The following is a 16,121-nucleotide window of genomic DNA, read 5'->3' as shown; positions in this document are numbered from 1 at the left end:
TGCTTAGAAATCAAACAGCAACTGACCACGGACCACTGACGCCCTTATTCTTTGGTGATCGTTTCATCCAAGTTCAACACCACCCGAGCGAGCGCCGTCCACGCGGCGAGGTCGGCTGGGGCGGCGTTGCCCGGCAGCGGTTTCAGTTTTTGGCCATCATCGTCCGACAGCAATTGCCCCGGATCGGCACCGTCGGCTTGAAAACGTTGCTTCTGCTCGCCGAGGAATTTGGCGAGCGTCGCCAATTCTGCCGGCGACGGCGAACGCGACAAGCAACGGCGCACCGCGTAGCGAATTCGCTCCTCATCCACCTGCCCTCCCTCGACGACGATCCGCCGAGCGAGTTCCCGTGCACATTCAAGGTAGAGCGACTCGTTGAGCGTCGTGAGCGCCTGGAGCGGCGTGTTCGACCGCGGACGCCGCACACAGGCGACGTCGCCGCGGGGGGCGTCGAAACTTTCGAATGCCGGGTACGGCACGCTGCGGTAGCGGAACGTGTAGAGGGCGCGGCGATACTTGTCGGCGCCGGCGTCGTAGTCCCAAATCTTGGGCCCGTAGCTGGTGGGCGGCTGAAACAAAAACTCCGGCGCGGGCGGATAAACGCTCGGGCCGCCGATTTTCTGCGTGAGCAATCCGCTGACGGCGAGCGACACGTCGCGGACCGTCTCGGCGTCAACGCGATACCGCGGCCCGCGGGCAAGTAGTTGGTTCGCCGGATCGCGGGCGAGGAGTTCCGGGGATGCGGCGGCCGCTTGTTGATAGGTCGCCGAGCTGACGATCAGCCGATGGATGTGCTTTTGGCTCCAGCCATGCTCCATCAGTTCGCAGGCGAGCCAATCGAGTAGATCGGGATGCGTCGGCAGGTCGCCTTGCGTGCCGAGATCCTCGGCCGTCGTCACCAAGCCGCTGCCAAAATAGGCTTGCCAGATGCGGTTCACGGCAGCGCGGGCGGCGGTCGGCGACTTGGGATCGACCAGCCAGCGGGCGAAGTCGAGTCGCGTCGGCTGCTCGGCGGCGAGCGGATGGAGGAACGAGGGCGTGCCCGGCGTCACTTCTTCAGCCGGTTGGAGGAAGTTGCCCCGTTCGAGGCGGTGCGTCGGGCGGCGTTGTTCGCGTTCGGCCAGTACTAATTGCGTCGTGCCACGCGGGTGGCTCAACCAGAGGGCGTCGAGGCGGCGGTTCGTCTCGGCGAAGTCGGCGACGGTAGTGCGCCAGTAGCTAAAAAGTTCGGCCTCTTGCTGGAGCGAACGCTCGGCGGCAGGGACCGCGAGGATCTTCCGCACCGCGGCGGGGATCGCGTCGGCCTTGGCGCCGTCGGCCCCGGTGACGGCGAAGCGGAACCGGCCGAGATTGTTGTTTTGATTCGCGTCGCTATTCCAGCCGCCATGTTGCTGCACGAGCGTAAACGTCAGCTTTGTCCCCGCCTTCGCTTCGATCGGCTTCTCCAGTACGAACACCGCCTGATGCGGCACGTTACTGCGGCCCGGGCCAATGTCGCCGCTCCAGGCGGTGAGATTGTCGCCGTCGATCGCATACTCGATCGGCCCGGTCACGCGGCGCTGCTTGCTCTGATCGTCGAACGCCACGTCGAGCGGCCGGCCGGGCGGATTGACGTCGGCGGTTGCTGAAACGATTTTCTGCTCGACGCGCTTGTTGGGTTCTGCCGCGAAGTTAGTAGCGACGCGCATCTCGGTGAGGCCGAACATGCCGTCGATCGACCTCCCAGGCCCGCCATGCGGCAGGTTGGGATCGTTGAGCAATTCGAGCCGCACCGCCGAAACCTTCGCGTCAGCGTCGAGCGTCACGGTAAACTCGGTCGCATGCTTCGTCGGCGCATAGCCCGCCGCGAGGACCGACCCGTCCTTCAGCAAATAGTGCTTCTGTCCGCCGCTGGCATCAAGCTCCGGCCGCACGACGGTCCACTGCGACGAATCGTCGGTAACGCTCGCCTCCCACGCCGCCAGTTTATCTTTCCAGTCGGGCGTTGCCGTTTTGAGCTGATTTTCCAAACGCTCAATCAGCTCGCGCGTCGCCGCCCACTCAGCCAACTCGCCATCGGTGTAGGCCGACGTTTGTCCTTCATCGCAATTGTTTAAGAAGGCAAACAGTTGGTAGTAGTCGGTATGCGTGATCGGATCGTACTTGTGCGTATGGCACTGCGCGCACTGTACGGTGAGCCCGAGCACCCCTTTGCCGATCGCGTCGATGCGATCGTACATCGCCTCCATGCGGAACTGCTCGGGGTCGATGCCCCCCTCTTCGTTGATCATCGAGTTCCGCAAGTAACCTGTCGCCACCCGCTGATCTTGCGTCGCATTCGGCAGCAGATCGCCGGCTACCTGCTCGACGACGAACTGGTCGTAAGGCATGTCGGCGTTGAAGGAGTCGATCACCCAATCGCGGTACATCCACACGAACCGCGGCTTGTCCTTCTCAAACCCGTCGGAGTCCGCATAGCGGGCCGCATCGAGCCACAGTCGCGCCCAGCGTTCGCCATAAGCGGGCGAGGCGAGCAGCCGATCGACTTGCCGGCCATACGCGCTAGCCACATTCGCCGTCGTCGCATCCGCGGACGACTTGCCGGCGAGCGCCTCGGCAGTCGCCAGCTCCGCTTCGAACTCCGACAGCTCTTCCAGCGTCGGCGGCAGCCCGGTCAGGTCGAGCGACAAACGTCGCAGCAGCGTCTGCGGCGTAGCCGCTGGCGACGGCTTGAGATTTTCGCGATCGAGCCGATTCAAAACAAAGGCATCGATCGGGTTCTTCACCCACGCCACATCGCTCACCGCAGGCGCTGCCGGCTTCACTGGCGCCACGAAGGCCCAGTGCGGCTTGAACTCCGCCCCCTGCTCCACCCACCGGCGCAGCGTCTCAATCTCTTCAGTCTTCAGCTTCTTGCCCGAATCAATCGGCGGCATGATGAGCGATTCGTCGTCGCTCGTGATGCGGGCGATCAGCTCGCTCTCTGCGGGCGTCCCGCGGACAATTACTGATGCGGCCCCGCTAACTCCATCGCCGCCTGCTGCTTCGAACACGTCGAGCCGCAGGTCGGCCTCGCGATGCGAAGGATCCTGCCCATGGCAATGGAGGCAGTTCGCCGCAAGGATCGGCCGCACATCGCGGGTAAAATCGACCGGCGGGCGCGCCTCGTCAGCCGCGGCGTCGCGCGCACCCAGTCCCAACCACAGCGCGAACGCAGCCGCGCAGCAGAGTAATTCAAACCAACGACGAGACGAAAAGAGCATGTCGGCGTCTCACGGAGTGAGGCGTGCCGGCGCGGAGCATCCCCGTCGGCAGGCGGCGGCCGTCAATCATTATAGCCAACGCCGCCGGCAATCATAACCGGCCGATTCAGAACTCGCGGCGACCGCGCTATCGTCGTTGAACCAAAGAGAAAAGCGGCGTCCCTCGCTCGAAGAGACGCTGCTTCGTCGTTCAATCGTATCGCCCGCGCATCGCTTGATCGGAACGAGCGCGAGTGCAGTCGCTACGCCTTATCGGAATACTCGCGGCCGCGAATTTTCCCGGGATTCGGCACTGGGTACCGGCCCTGATCGTCCGGAGTCAGCGGCGCTTCCTTTGTTTGCGCGAAGTCCGCCACGCCCGGCGCCATTTCGTGCTTGCAGTTGAGCATTTGATCGTAAGTGACCTCCTGCCCCGTGTGCGCCGCCATGCGACCCATGCTCGTTACCAGGCTCGCCTCGATGCCGCGCGGCACTTCGTTGTATGGCGTGTCGTGGACGATCGCGTCGATGAAATCTTGCCATTCCAGCTGGTAAGGATTCGCTTCGGGCTGCGGGTACGCCCACACCGTGCTGTCGCGATCGAGCTTGTGACCCTTGAACGTCTTGCACTTGCCGGGGTGGTGGCCCGAAGCGCTGACGATCGCCGAGCCCTTGCTGCCGAGCACCACGCTCGACATATCGTTGCGACAGCCAAGCATCGTGCGACCGTCGAAGAAGAACGACGTGCCGTCGTCGAACGTGTACTCGACCGCGTACGTGTCGAAGTTCTGATCGACCGCGTCGCCGCGGTAATGGCGGCCGCCGAGTGCTTGGGCCTTCACCGGCCACTTGTTCTTCATCCAGCAGACCTCGTCGATCTGGTGAATGTAGAAATCGCTGAACAACCCGCCGCTCGCCCACAGGAAGCTGTGGAAGTTCTGCACCTGCCATTCGAGTTCGTCGCGATCGGCCGGCTTCGCGTTGCTAAAGCAAGTTCCCACGGGGCCGTGCATCCGGTACGCCCGCATAGCGACGAGGTCGCCAATCTCGCCGTCCTGAATCCGCTGATGCAACTCTTGCCGGGCGCGGCAGTGGCGAACCATCAGCCCGACGGCCGTCTTCAGATTTTTTTCATCGGCTTTCTTCGCCAACTCCAGCATCCGCTTGCCGGTTGGGCCGTCGGAGACAAGCGGCTTTTCCATGAACACATGGACGCCCTTGTCGATCGCGTACTGGTAATGCACCCAGCGGAACGCCAGCGGCGTTGCAAAGATCGCAATGTCGCCCGGGCGGAGCGCGTCGATCGCGTTTTTGTAGGCGTCGAAGCCGATGAAGCAGCGCTCTTCGGGAACGTCGATCAACTCCGGCTTATCCGCAAACTGTTGCCGCAGGGCGTTCAGGCTTTCGTCAGCCTTCTGCTTGAACACATCGGCGACGGCGACCAACTTGATCGGGTAACCCGAAGCCGTCAGCGCATCGACCGCAGCGCCGGTGCCGCGCCCGCCGGCGCCGATCAGCGCCACCTGAAACTGGTGGTTCGCCCCCGCCTGAGCAAACACGTGCGGAGCACGCATCGCCCCGAGCGCCGAGACGGCCCCGGCAACCTTGATGAAGTGGCGACGATCAGAGGGGAGTTCGGGAAGTGGCATGTTGGGCTCCTACCTGGGTTTGAAGCGGTGGGTGTCATCGGGCGCCGCCGCGAATCACCGCTTGTTGGACGAGCTATTCCAGTAGAAATACATTTCCTCAGCCGAAGGAATTTCCTTCGGGCGAACGAGACGAAAACCGAGCCACGGGGCGTCGGTGAGATACCATTGGCTTTTGGGAAGCTGAGGATCTTGTTCTTGCCACGCCGCTTCGGAGCCAAGCCGCGCGGCCGCACGCAGCCGCTCCGGCCCATCGGCCCAGCCGCCGCCGCGCGCGCTGCGCGGATAAAGCGTCGTCGGCTTCACGAACGGGTTCGCAGCGCCTGGTTTAAGTTGTTTGAAGTAGTTCGGATCAAACTGATCCGCGGTCCATTCCGCGACATTGCCGTGCATGTCGTAGAGGCCCCACGGATTCGGTTCCTTCTGTCCGACGAGTTGGTATTTCTCTTCGCTGTTGCCGGCGTGCCACGCGTAGTCGTCGAGCGCTGCAGGATCATCGCCGAATGAATACGCGGTATTCGTACCGGCGCGGCAGGCGTACTCCCACTCAGCTTCGGTCGGCAATCGGTAAAAGTGCCCGGTCTGAGCGCTCAGCCACTGACAATACTTATTGGCCCCATGCTGCGTCATGCTGATCGCCGGGTAGCCATACTGACCCATACCGAAGCTCATTTCGACATAGGGCGTAGTCGGCTGGCTCACTGCATCGACGTCGGTATGAACGGCGGGGTCAAAATCCTTACGCATGCCGTTCTTCAGCCGTTCGATCCCGGTGATCATAAATGGCTCGTATTCGTCCCAGGTGACCTCATGCTTGCCGATCCAGAACGGTGTGACCTCCACCTCAACCTGTGGCCCTTCCTCTTCGCCGCGCCCCGCTTCGTCGGCGGGGCTTCCCATCAGGAACTTGCCCCCCTCGATCGCGACCATCGCATAGGGAGCGGCCGTCTCGGGCACTTCCGCCTCGTAGCTCTCCATCGCGCCGTCGCCGTCGGCCTGCGCTTGCGCGACGATCTTCGCGTGGATCCGCTTGACCAACTCCATATCATCCGGCGACGGAATCTCCGCCGGCGGCTTCGGCCGAACCTTGAGCGTCACTCCCTCCGGCCAGGTCGCCCCCTCGGCGATCCAAGTTTTGAGCAACTCGATCGATTCGCTCTTCAGCGGCCCTCCCTGATCGGCGGGCGGCATGAGCTGCGGGTCGTCCTTCTCAACGGCCACCAGCGTGTAAAGCGAACTCTCCTCCGGCTGGCCTGGCACGAGCAATCCCTCGCTGCCGCGGACCTTTTCAATCGTTGAAAGGTCAACGTCGCCGTCCGTGTGATCGGCCGAGTGGCACGAGACGCAGTACATCTCCAGGATCGGCTGGATCTCACGGGCAAAGTCGACGGCTGCCCACACTGGCGAAGCCGAAAGCGCGCAGACGCTTGCCGCCAGCGTTGCGATCAGAGCGATGCGAGAGCGATGCAATCTCATGAACAATATGCTTGCCTGCCTGCGAGCTTCGCGCCATGAGCGCGATCTCAATCGAATCATCGGCGGTGGAAAAGTTGGAGCCGCGCGCGGCGTCGACCTCTCGACGCAGCTTCTTACAGGAGAAGTTTTTATTGTAACGTGAGCAATCGCAGTTGAAGGGCTGGGAAACCACATCCCCAGGTGACGTCTCTCGCCCCGCAAGCCGCGGCAACTCTGCGAAGCGGTTTAGCCAACCAACGCACCGCTCGGGAAAACAAGGCGAATCTGAGTATCCATCGGCGTCACGATGTCGCCTCACTGCGGCAAGTAACTCAATTTGGTCCCCGAAGTTTCTATGCAAAATTGTGCTGAATCATTATGTCGCTTGGAGATAAACACACGTTCGCAGCGACCTATCTTAAGCGTGGCAGGAAATTCCTTAACGCCTTGCGGCTAGTCTCCTTTGTCAATAAATTGGGATTTATTGGTCTAGTATTGCGGCGCGTCTGCCATTTCGCACAGTGCGACACGTCGCGATGAGGGTGACTCTGGGCGAAGAGCAATGCGTCTATGTCGGGGCCATTCCCCGGACGACTGCCGACGACTCCAGGCCAGTCGCAGGCAGCCTATTTCGTCGCAGCAACCGCGAAACGGCCTCGCCATGGGGCGATTACTCCCCGCGACTGCGAATTGATGGACCCCAATCCCCAGGCTTTCTATAGTAAACGTCGCCTGCTGCGTTGCTGCTCCGCACTGCCTACTTCTCAGCGTGTTGCACCCATGAGCGCCACCATCCTCCGGCGGCCCCGCGTCGTCGAGCTTCTATTCGTCATCGTCGCGCTCGCCGCCACGGGCAGCGCGGCCCATGCTCAACTTTGCGTGTTTCTTACCGGCCCCTCCTACCTCCAGGACTTCAACGCGCTCCCTGCGTCCGGGACGGCAAACAACTCCAACTCCCTTCCCCAAGGCTGGGCCTTTAGCGAAGCCGGAACCGGCGGCACGCTCACTTACACTGCCGACAACGGCGCGCTTTCCACCGGCAACACTTATAGCTACGGCGCGTCGGGAAACAGCGATCGAGCCTTCGGGGAACTCACCTCCGGAACTGTCAACACGACCCTCGGCGCCTGCTTCCTCAACAACACCGGCTTCGTGATCACTTCCTTCACCATCGCTTACACTGGTGAAATGTGGCGCCTCGGCGCCGCTGACGCTATCGTCGATCGCCTCGACTTTGAGTTCAGCGTGAACGCGACTTCGATTGTGGACCAAGGCCCCGGCGTTGTCTGGACCGCCGTCAACACGCTCGATTTCGTCTCCCCCAACAACACGTCGCCTGCCGGCGCGAAGGATGGCAATCTCGCCGCCAACCGCACCACGACGGCGCCCGTCGCCGTCATTCCCTCCGGCGGCATCCCCGACGGCGGCGTCTTCTACATCCGTTGGCTGGCGAACGCCAACATCGGCGGAACCAACGACGGGCTCGCGATTGACGACTTTAAGTTGAACATCAACCCATCTGCCGACTTCAATCAGGATCGCGCCGTCGATGGCAAAGACTTCCTCGCCCTGCAACGAGGCATGGGAACGACGAGCGGCGCGTCGATCACGAGCGGCGACGCCAACCGCGACGGCGCCGTCAATATTCTCGACATGATCATCTGGAAAAGCCAGTTCGCAGCCATCCCGCCCGCCGTCCCAGTCGCACAGCCCATCCCCGAACCGGCCGCGCTAACTCTTGCTCTCGTCGCGCTCGCCACGCTGATCTTGAGACGCCGCCCTTTTTAATCGCCAACGCGAATTAAGCACTAAGTGCCATCTAGATAGACGGTTTTTAGCCTCAAGATTCTCCATTTGGCGGGACGCTTAGCGATGCAGTAATTCCCAGGTTAATTCGAACCGGGCCAAGTATTTTCGCAGCCGATCGGCGTCGTTGGGTTTCGCTTTCAAATTTCTTGAGACTGCGAACAACTTCCGGCCAGCGTCGGAGATCGTCTTGCTTTGCCGGCATACCCGCACCACTTCCTCTAGTTGCACGCGGTCGAAATCGTCCAGCTGACTCGCGTCGACCAACTCCGGCAGCGAGCGATCGTTCGGGCCGACGACGCAGGGCTGCCATTGCGTCTGCAGGCGTCGAATTTCTTCTTCAACGAGATCAGTTGAAATGCGTCCGCCAGCGGCGAGGGTCGCCATGCGCGTTACGGCGGCGTTGAGGTCGCGGAAATTGGCTCGCCACGTCGCGGCGTCCGTCTCCGCGAATTGGAGGAACCGTTGCGTCGCCTCTTTGTTCATCCGCACGACTTGCCCCGTCTTTGCCGAGTACTGCGTCAACTCGTACTCCAAGTTGGGGGCGATATCCTCGCGACGCTCAGCCAGGCCCGGCAGGCAAAATGTCCAAAGGTTGATTCTCGCCAACAAATCCTCGCGGAATCGGCCTTCATTCACTGCACGCTGCAAGTCGCGATTCGTGCCGGCAATCAATTGAAAATCGCTGGCAACCTCGCGGTCGGCGCCGACGGCGAGGAATCGCTTCTCTTCGATGGCGCGCAACAGCATCGCCTGTTCGTCCAGCCCGAGCTCGCCGATTTCGTCGAGAAAGAGCATGCCGCCGTCGGCGGCGCGGAGCAAGCCGTCTCGCTTGGCTGTTGCGCCGGTGTAGGCGCCCTTCTCATGGCCGAACAGCGCCGACATCGCCTGATCGCCGCGTAAGGTGGCGCAGTTCACCTCCACGAAGCGTCCGGCCAGCTGCCGGCGCTGTTGCTTAAGTTCGAAAACGCGGCGGGCAAGCTGGCTCTTCCCGGCGCCAGTAGGCCCCGTGATCAACAGCGGCGCTCGACTGTGGATGGCTACGCGTTCAATCTGTTCGATGAGCGCGTTGAACGCTGCGTTGCGCGTTTGAATTCCTGACTTCAGGAACGACAGGCTCTCCTGCTGTTCCAGCGCGAATCTCGCCGCGAGTTGATCGTAGCGCGACAGATCGAGATCGATGATCCGATAGGTCCCCTGCCCTTCCTGTTGGCGTCGCGGCGGCGAGGCCTGCAGCAACTGCCCTGGGATATGCCCTGATTCCGCAAGCAAGAAGAGACATATCTGCTGAACGTGGGTGCCCGTTGTGATGTTGACGAGATAGCGCTCCGACTCCGGGCGAAACGTGTAGCTGCTCGCGAACGCATGCAGGCCGCCGTACACCTCCTCGAAATCCCACGGATCTTGGAAGGTGAGTTCGTGAAGCCTCACCTCCGTCTCCGGGGAAACCGACCGGATGTCGTCGGCGACGCTATTGGCCAACCGCGACACCGCGGCGTCGTAGATCAGCTCAAATCGGTCGATCAAGAAATCTTCGTGTTGGCAGATCGCGACTGAGGGCCGCCAGGTTTGCCAGCGGTTTGCGTCTTCGATGCTCTGGTCGAGTCGGGAGCCCAGGAGGCCAATGGCGACTTGCTTCATTGGTTTCGTGTTCAAGTAGTCCGTATACCGTCATATAAACGGCTATCTAAGAATATCATAAATACCGCTGGTTTACCACAGAAGTGCTCCTGGTTTCACGCATGGAAATGACTCGTAACACTAATCAAGAAAACATCTTATGGAAATTAACAGCTCAATGTACGTTCCATTGGCACACCTGATGCATTAGGTCATCCCATCGAAGTTGGCATGCAACGAACTTGGCCGAATCGAAGGAAACCAATCATGGCAAACAAGTCACTCTTTCAGTCCCTCCGTGGCGTCCTGACTCCGAAGGCCGACGCCGTGAACGAAGCCGGCGGCCTCGCGTACCAGCGCACCGATAAGCAAGCCCTTGCCCAATACGCGGCGACCGGTTGCCTGGGTGCGACCTTTTACGCCTCGGCCGAAGAGCAGCTCGAAACGGTTCTCATGCTATGCAACGCCGTTGAGCCGGAGTTCATCGCTCGCACTGCCATCTACGCTCGGGAACGCGGCCACATGAAAGATATGCCGGCGCTCCTGTTGGCGGTGCTGTCGGTCCGCTCGCCGGGGTTGCTGGCCGAGGCGTTTGATCGCGTCATCGATTCGCCGAAGATGCTCCGCAACTTCGTGCAAATCATGCGATCGGGCGCGGTGGGGCGCAAGAGCCTCGGTACGCTGCCGAAGCGGTTAATCGTTCAATGGCTTGAAGCGCGGAGCGATGCGCAGCTCTTCACCGGTTCAGTAGGCAACGCTCCGTCTCTGGCCGACGTGCTGCGAATGGTCCACCCCAAGCCGGCGAACTCAACCCGGGAAGCGCTGTACGGTTACTTGATTGGTCGCCAGCACAACGCCGAAGTCTTGCCGGAATTGGTGAAGCAGTACGAAAAGTTCAATCGCAACACCAATCCGGGAAAGGTCGCCGTGCCCGACGTGCCGTTCCAAATGCTGACGGGGCTGCCGCTCACGAAGAAAGATTGGCGACAGATCGCGCGGACGGCGCCGTGGCAAATGACGCGGATGAATCTCAACACGTTTCTGCGACACGAAGTATTCGAGGATGCTGAAATGACGACGCTCATTGCCAACCGGCTGCGCGATCCTCGGCTGGTGGAGAAGGCGCGAGTCTTCCCGTACCAGTTGATGACGGCCTACGCGAACGCCGACGCTCGCGTGCCGACGGCGGTCCGCGAATCCCTGCAAGACGCCATGGAACTGTCTTTGAAGAATGTGCCGCGCATCGCGGGAAAGGCGTTCATCTGCCCCGACGTGTCGGGGTCGATGCATTCGCCGGTCACCGGCCATCGCCCAGGCGCGACGACCGCGGTCCGTTGCATCGACGTGGCGGCGCTCGTCGCGGCGGCCGTGCTACGACAAAATCCGGAGGCGGAGGTGCTGCCGTTCAACGACAAGACGGTTGATGTCCGGCTCAACCCGCGCGACAGCGTGATGACGAACGCACAGAAGCTCTCGGCGTTACCGCCGTCGGGTACGAACTGCAGCGCCCCGCTGCGGACGCTCAACGAGCGGCGTGCCGTCGGCGATTTGGTGGTCTTCGTCTCGGACAACGAGTCGTGGATCGACACGCCTGCTTACGGTCGTTTCGGCGGAGGCCGAACCGCGACGATGAACGAATGGTCTGCCTTCAAGGCCCGTAACCCGCGGGCGCGAATGGTCTGCATCGACATTCAGCCGTCGGGAACGGTGCAAGCTAAGGAGCGGGACGACGTCGTCAACGTCGGCGGCTTCAGCGATCAAGTGTTCGAGCTGCTTGCCAACGTGGCGAGCGGCCAGTTCGCCAGCGATCACTGGGTCCGCGTGATCGAAGCGGTGAGTTTGTAACGAGCAAGTGCGGGAGGGAGGGACGTTTCGGGCGCCCTCCCTCCCCGACGGCGACCTTCTGGCAACAGCGGAATCGAATGCCTTCGAGACTACATTTAACCCAATGTGACCGTCTCGACGAACCCTTGTCGATTCTGTTGTGGTTGCGCCCTCATGTTTTTTGAAGTCAATACACAACCAACCTAACTCTTGCGAATGCCAGCGTGACTACATGGCTTTAGGGGGTTCGAATCCCCTCCGGTCCACTTTCAACTTACGGGCCGGGATGTCTCGCCCCCGTTTGTCGCAAGAGATTTACTCGATCCATATCGAACCAAAGGCGAAAAGCGCGACGAATGCGGATGGAACTACATGGTCTAGGAACCCGAGGTCGTGGGTTCGAATCCCACCGGCTCTACTCGTTTGGTACAACTACGGGGCCGTAGCTCAGTCTGGCAGAGCGCGTATCCGTTTCATCAATTTTGTCGTCGCGCCTTTCGCTTTTGGTTTTTCCACGTAACAAGACTTTTACTGCTTTGAATGGCGAATGCAGAAGGAACTACATTGCCCTGACGGTCGTGGGTTCGAGTCCCACCGGCGCAGTCGCTCGCGCGGCGCCCGTAGCTCAGTGGTTAGAGCATCAGACTGTTTCTTCGTCTTTTGTCGCCATTCATTTTGAAACTTACAAAACATCCCAAGCCAGCGGCGAATGCAGAAGGAACTACATGGAACCTGAAGGGAGCGGGTTCGAGCCCCGCCGGCATCGCGTGACTTGTCGTGCGAGCCGTAGATCAACGGGTTAGATCGTCAGGTGTTTGTTTCTTCGATTTCTTGTCGCCGCCCTTTTACTCTCACGAGTTGATACTAATGAGCATCGCCACTGACAACGATTCGCCCTCGGCGCCGAGCAAGTTCCAGATGATCGCCGATGGCGATGCGACCGCCATTCTACCGACCGGCGGAAAGCAGAAGCCGATCACCGTCATCGGCACCGAGGCGATTCGCGCCACCTTCGACGACCTCTGCCTGCAGCAGGCGATCAACTCGCGGCTGGCGCCTGGCGTTACCGATCTGGTGCTGAACCCCGACGCCCATTGCGGCTACGGGGCGCCGGTCGGCTGCGTCATGGTTTCGCCGACCCACATCTATCCCGGCCCGGTTGGCGTCGACATCAAGTGTTCGATGAGCCTGCTGCAAACCAGCCTGCCGGCCGACGCGATTCTCGACCGGCCGACGCGTCGCGCTCTCATCAACGCGATCTGCGAACGGACGCCCACCGGCGCCGGTCGCGGTCAGCGGAATGCCCCGAAGTCGCGCCACGTCAGCGAAGCCCTTGGCAAACGCGTCATGGTGGAAGGAGCTTCGCGCGGCGTGTGCGAAGAACTCGGCATCCCGCCAGAGTGGGCGGCGCGCTGCGAAGATTCCGCGCACGTGGGCCACGACGACTCGACCGGCGCCCTGGCGTTACGGCTCGAGCAACTGATGCCGCAAATGCACCGCTTCGACGCAAAGATGACGCAACTTGGCTCCTACGGCGGGGGCAACCATTTTGGCGAATGCGAAGTCGTGCATGTCGAAGCAAACGATCGTGCGCGCGAAGCGGCGCGGGTCTTCGGGCTCGTCGACGGCGGCGTCGCGTTCCTGTCGCACTGCGGTTCGCGCGGCATCGGCCACCAGTTGGCGTCGGGGCAGTTCAAGGCCCTGCAAGGCAAGTTCGCCCAGTGGGATATCCCCCTCCCGGGCGGCGACCGCGAACTTGTTTACGCCCCGCTCGGCACGCCTGAGGCCGACGCCTATATCGACGACATGGCGCTCGGCGCCAACTTTGCGACCGTCAATCACCTGCTGATCAACGCGCTGGTGCTGGAAGCGTTCCAAGAAGTGTTGCCGGGCGTCACCGGCCAGCTGGTCTATTTCATCAGCCACAACATCGCGCGGAAGGAAGTGGTGAACAACGGCATCGCGTGGGTCCACCGCAAGGGAGCGACGCGGGCCTTCCCGGCCGGGCATCACTCGCTGCGCGATACGCCGTTCGCCGGGACGGGGCACCCGATTTTGCTGCCTGGCAATCCGCAGGCGGGTTCGGTCGTGATGGCCGCCGACGCGGGAGCCTCGGTGAGTTGCTACAGCGTCAACCATGGCGCCGGCCGGCAACTAGGTCGCAAGGCGGCGAAGCGTGCGCTTGACCAAAAAGAAGTCGACCGCTCGTTCGACGAGGCCGACATCCTCACGAATTGCCGGGCGTACCCGATCGACGAAGCGCCTGCAGCGTACAAAGATTTTGACGAGGTGCTGCGTTCAGTGAAGAGCGCGGGGCTGGCGAGCGAAGTGGCGCGGTTGAAGGCGAAGTTTGTCGTCAAGGATGGAGATCAGGCGGATGACTAGAGAAATAATTCTATCTCGGTACAACTTGTCATCAAAAAAGTTTCCGTGGTATGTCAGCGCGATCAATCGCCAAACGAAGACGATGTTTGATCGACGGCTAATTTTCGACCCGTCACTCTGTACGAGCGACGAGGAGTTGGAGACAGTTGCACCTTTGCTCGACGATCGTCGCAAACATCGAGCGCTCATTGCTTTTCGCCATCTCTTTCGCGAGCACGATGAGCAGTCTTTTAAGAGCGAGCTTCTCAACAGCAATGGGTTTGGAGGAATAAATCTAACCGACTATTTTGAGGACGAAAGTGGCGAGAATCTAGATGAAGTTGATCTACTGGCAATTATCAGTGGCGTTGAAAATCCAATCATCATGGGCAACGTGACGAGCGTCTTGCGACTCGGCCCGTCAGAAATGCTAGTTCCTGAGGAGTGGGGCATCCAAGAGTCGAATGATGTTATGCATTTTTTACAGTTGATTACGTTGATCCAGAAGGGACGCTGGTGGAATAGCAAACCGAAACTGTCTTGGAGCGGCAAAGGTCCGTATCGCCTTCAACTCGGGGACATTGAATGCTTCACTGCAGTGTTCCCTCTGATAAGGCAGTTGCTTCTCAGGAGAGACGACGTTTTTCGGGGTATTGCAAACCTCTACTCGAAGCACGTTGACTCCGATTCAAAGCGTGCTTGGATGCACTACGAGATTGATAGATTCAGCGGAAGCCTTGCAGGCGATTGGAGATTTCCGCCAATCAAAGAATTGTGTGGCGTTAGTAACGAAGACCTGCTGGATGCCCTTATTTACGGAAGTGGGTTAATCCACCGAGCGTCGAATAAGAAGATGGAGGATGAGTTGGCTCGCATTTCTCAGCTGTGCGCTCGCGAAACACTCATGTTCGCATTCGATGCTACATGTCGCCATATACTGGAAGCGCCATTCAATATCGCACCACTGGTTCACCATGAATTCTCAAACTGGTTGAGCAGAGGACTCTGCCCAGCGCCAACACGAGTGGTTTTGAAGTGGCTCTTCGAAAGTGAGGGACAGCAAAATTAGGACCGAATGCGCCACAATCGACGGCTCGCAAGGCGAAGGCGGCGGACAAATCCTCCGTTCGTCACTCGCCCTCGCGCTCGTGACCGGTCGTCCGGTTCGCTTGGAAAATATCCGCGCCGGACGCGATAAACCCGGCCTCATGCGGCAGCATCTCACCGCGGTGCGCGCTGCGGTCGAAATCGGCGCCGCGGAAGTCGAGGGAGACGAAATCGGTTCGCAAACGCTCTCCTTTCGCCCAACGGCGATCCGGCCGGGGCAGCGCACCTTCTCGGTCGGCACCGCCGGCAGTGCGACGCTCGTGTTGCAAACGATTCTGCCGGCGCTGTTGATTGCCCACGGGCCGTCGGAGATCGTGCTCGAAGGCGGGACGCACAATCCCTGGGCGCCGCCGTTCGACTTTCTCTCACAAGCCTTCTTCCCGCTGATCAACCGCATGGGCCCGCGCGTTTCAGCAGGGTTGGAACGCCACGGCTTCTATCCAGCCGGCGGCGGGCGTTTCAGCGTGGCGATCGAACCAACGCCGCAGCTTGCAGGTTTCGATCTGCTGGAACGGGGCGAGATCCTCCAGCGCTCCGCGACCGCTCTCGTGGCGAACCTGTCGCCGCGGATTGGTCGGCGCGAAGTCGAACTAGCCGCTGAAAAGCTCAGCTGGCCTGACTCGGCGCTTCATGTCGACGCGAGCATCGACTCGGCCGGACCGGGAAACGTCTTCCTGATCGAGATTCACTCGGAGCATGTTCGCGAAGTCTTCACTGGCTTCGGCCGCATCGGCGCCACGGCGGAGCGCGTCGCCGGCGAGGCCGTGAAGGAGGCCCGCAGCTACCTGGCGAGCGGCGCACCGGTCGGCCCTTACCTGGCGGATCAACTCCTGTTGCCGCTGGGAATCGCCGCTTGGCAGACGGGCCGGGGCGGCTCGTTCGCCACGCAGCCCCTCACTCGACACTCGCAGACGCATATTGATCTCTTACGCAGCTTTCTTGAGATTCCGATCAATGTCGACCGCGAAGGAGATTGCTGTCGAGTAACGGTGGGAAATTGAAGCGGTCTCTGCCCACGGCCATTCTGGCGACGAGATGCAACGCTCCGACAAAAGCAGACATGATTTATGTGGCCGCC

General features: G+C 60.9%; 10 protein-coding genes. 6 read left to right on the top strand and 4 right to left on the bottom strand.

Features of this window, described 5'->3' with window-relative positions:
• Positions 1 to 44 precede the first annotated feature (44 nt).
• The 3 genes from PLANPX_RS17335 to PLANPX_RS17325 all read right to left on the bottom strand — a co-directional run bounded on the left by PLANPX_RS17335 (position 45) and on the right by PLANPX_RS17325 (position 6,343).
• The gene (locus PLANPX_RS17335) at positions 45 to 3,242 is read right to left on the bottom strand and encodes a PSD1 and planctomycete cytochrome C domain-containing protein (RefSeq protein WP_152099948.1); all 3,198 of its coding nucleotides are present in this window, start codon (positions 3,240 to 3,242) and stop codon (positions 45 to 47) included.
• A gap of 242 nt (positions 3,243 to 3,484) precedes the next feature.
• Positions 3,485 to 4,870: a Gfo/Idh/MocA family protein gene (locus tag PLANPX_RS17330; RefSeq protein WP_152099947.1), complete on the bottom strand. Its 1,386-nt coding sequence runs from the start codon at positions 4,868 to 4,870 to the stop codon at positions 3,485 to 3,487.
• 54 nt (positions 4,871 to 4,924) lie between these two features.
• Complete coding sequence (locus PLANPX_RS17325) at positions 4,925 to 6,343, bottom strand: SUMF1/EgtB/PvdO family nonheme iron enzyme (RefSeq protein ID WP_152099946.1); 1,419 nt, start codon at positions 6,341 to 6,343, stop codon at positions 4,925 to 4,927.
• Here PLANPX_RS17325 and PLANPX_RS27455 point away from each other — a divergent pair.
• The gene (locus tag PLANPX_RS27455; RefSeq protein WP_172992136.1) at positions 6,342 to 6,485 is read left to right on the top strand and encodes a hypothetical protein; all 144 of its coding nucleotides are present in this window, start codon (positions 6,342 to 6,344) and stop codon (positions 6,483 to 6,485) included. The genes PLANPX_RS17325 and PLANPX_RS27455 overlap by 2 nt on opposite strands.
• Before the next feature lie 617 nt (positions 6,486 to 7,102).
• On the top strand, positions 7,103 to 8,110 hold the full coding sequence (locus PLANPX_RS17320; RefSeq protein WP_152099945.1) for a dockerin type I domain-containing protein: 1,008 nt from the start codon (positions 7,103 to 7,105) through the stop codon (positions 8,108 to 8,110).
• A 78-nt stretch (positions 8,111 to 8,188) separates the two neighbouring features.
• Here PLANPX_RS17320 and rtcR read toward each other — a convergent pair whose 3' ends face one another.
• The gene (gene rtcR, locus PLANPX_RS17315) at positions 8,189 to 9,769 is read right to left on the bottom strand and encodes an RNA repair transcriptional activator RtcR (RefSeq protein ID WP_152099944.1); all 1,581 of its coding nucleotides are present in this window, start codon (positions 9,767 to 9,769) and stop codon (positions 8,189 to 8,191) included.
• 246 nt (positions 9,770 to 10,015) lie between these two features.
• Here rtcR and PLANPX_RS17310 point away from each other — a divergent pair, with 246 nt between their 5' ends.
• The 4 genes from PLANPX_RS17310 (at position 10,016) to rtcA (ending at position 16,044) form a co-directional block, all read left to right on the top strand.
• A complete protein-coding gene (locus PLANPX_RS17310) occupies positions 10,016 to 11,593 on the top strand; it encodes a TROVE domain-containing protein (RefSeq protein ID WP_152099943.1) in 1,578 nt (525 codons plus the stop codon).
• Positions 11,594 to 12,439: 846 nt separating this feature from the next.
• Positions 12,440 to 13,957 carry an RtcB family protein gene (locus PLANPX_RS17305; RefSeq protein WP_152099942.1) on the top strand — a complete coding sequence of 506 codons (1,518 nt, stop codon included), beginning with the start codon at positions 12,440 to 12,442 and terminating at the stop codon, positions 13,955 to 13,957.
• Between the two features lie 154 nt (positions 13,958 to 14,111).
• The gene (locus PLANPX_RS17300) at positions 14,112 to 15,005 is read left to right on the top strand and encodes a hypothetical protein (protein WP_232536159.1); all 894 of its coding nucleotides are present in this window, start codon (positions 14,112 to 14,114) and stop codon (positions 15,003 to 15,005) included.
• Positions 14,986 to 16,044: an RNA 3'-terminal phosphate cyclase gene (gene rtcA, locus PLANPX_RS17295; RefSeq protein ID WP_232536157.1), complete on the top strand. Its 1,059-nt coding sequence runs from the start codon at positions 14,986 to 14,988 to the stop codon at positions 16,042 to 16,044. Before PLANPX_RS17300 ends, rtcA begins: the two co-directional genes overlap by 20 nt.
• The last annotated feature ends 77 nt before the right edge of the window (positions 16,045 to 16,121 follow it).

The organism is Lacipirellula parvula (assembly GCF_009177095.1).
In the GTDB taxonomy this organism is placed as follows: domain Bacteria; phylum Planctomycetota; class Planctomycetia; order Pirellulales; family Lacipirellulaceae; genus Lacipirellula; species Lacipirellula parvula.
This window is presented reverse-complemented; position numbering and strand designations above follow the sequence as displayed.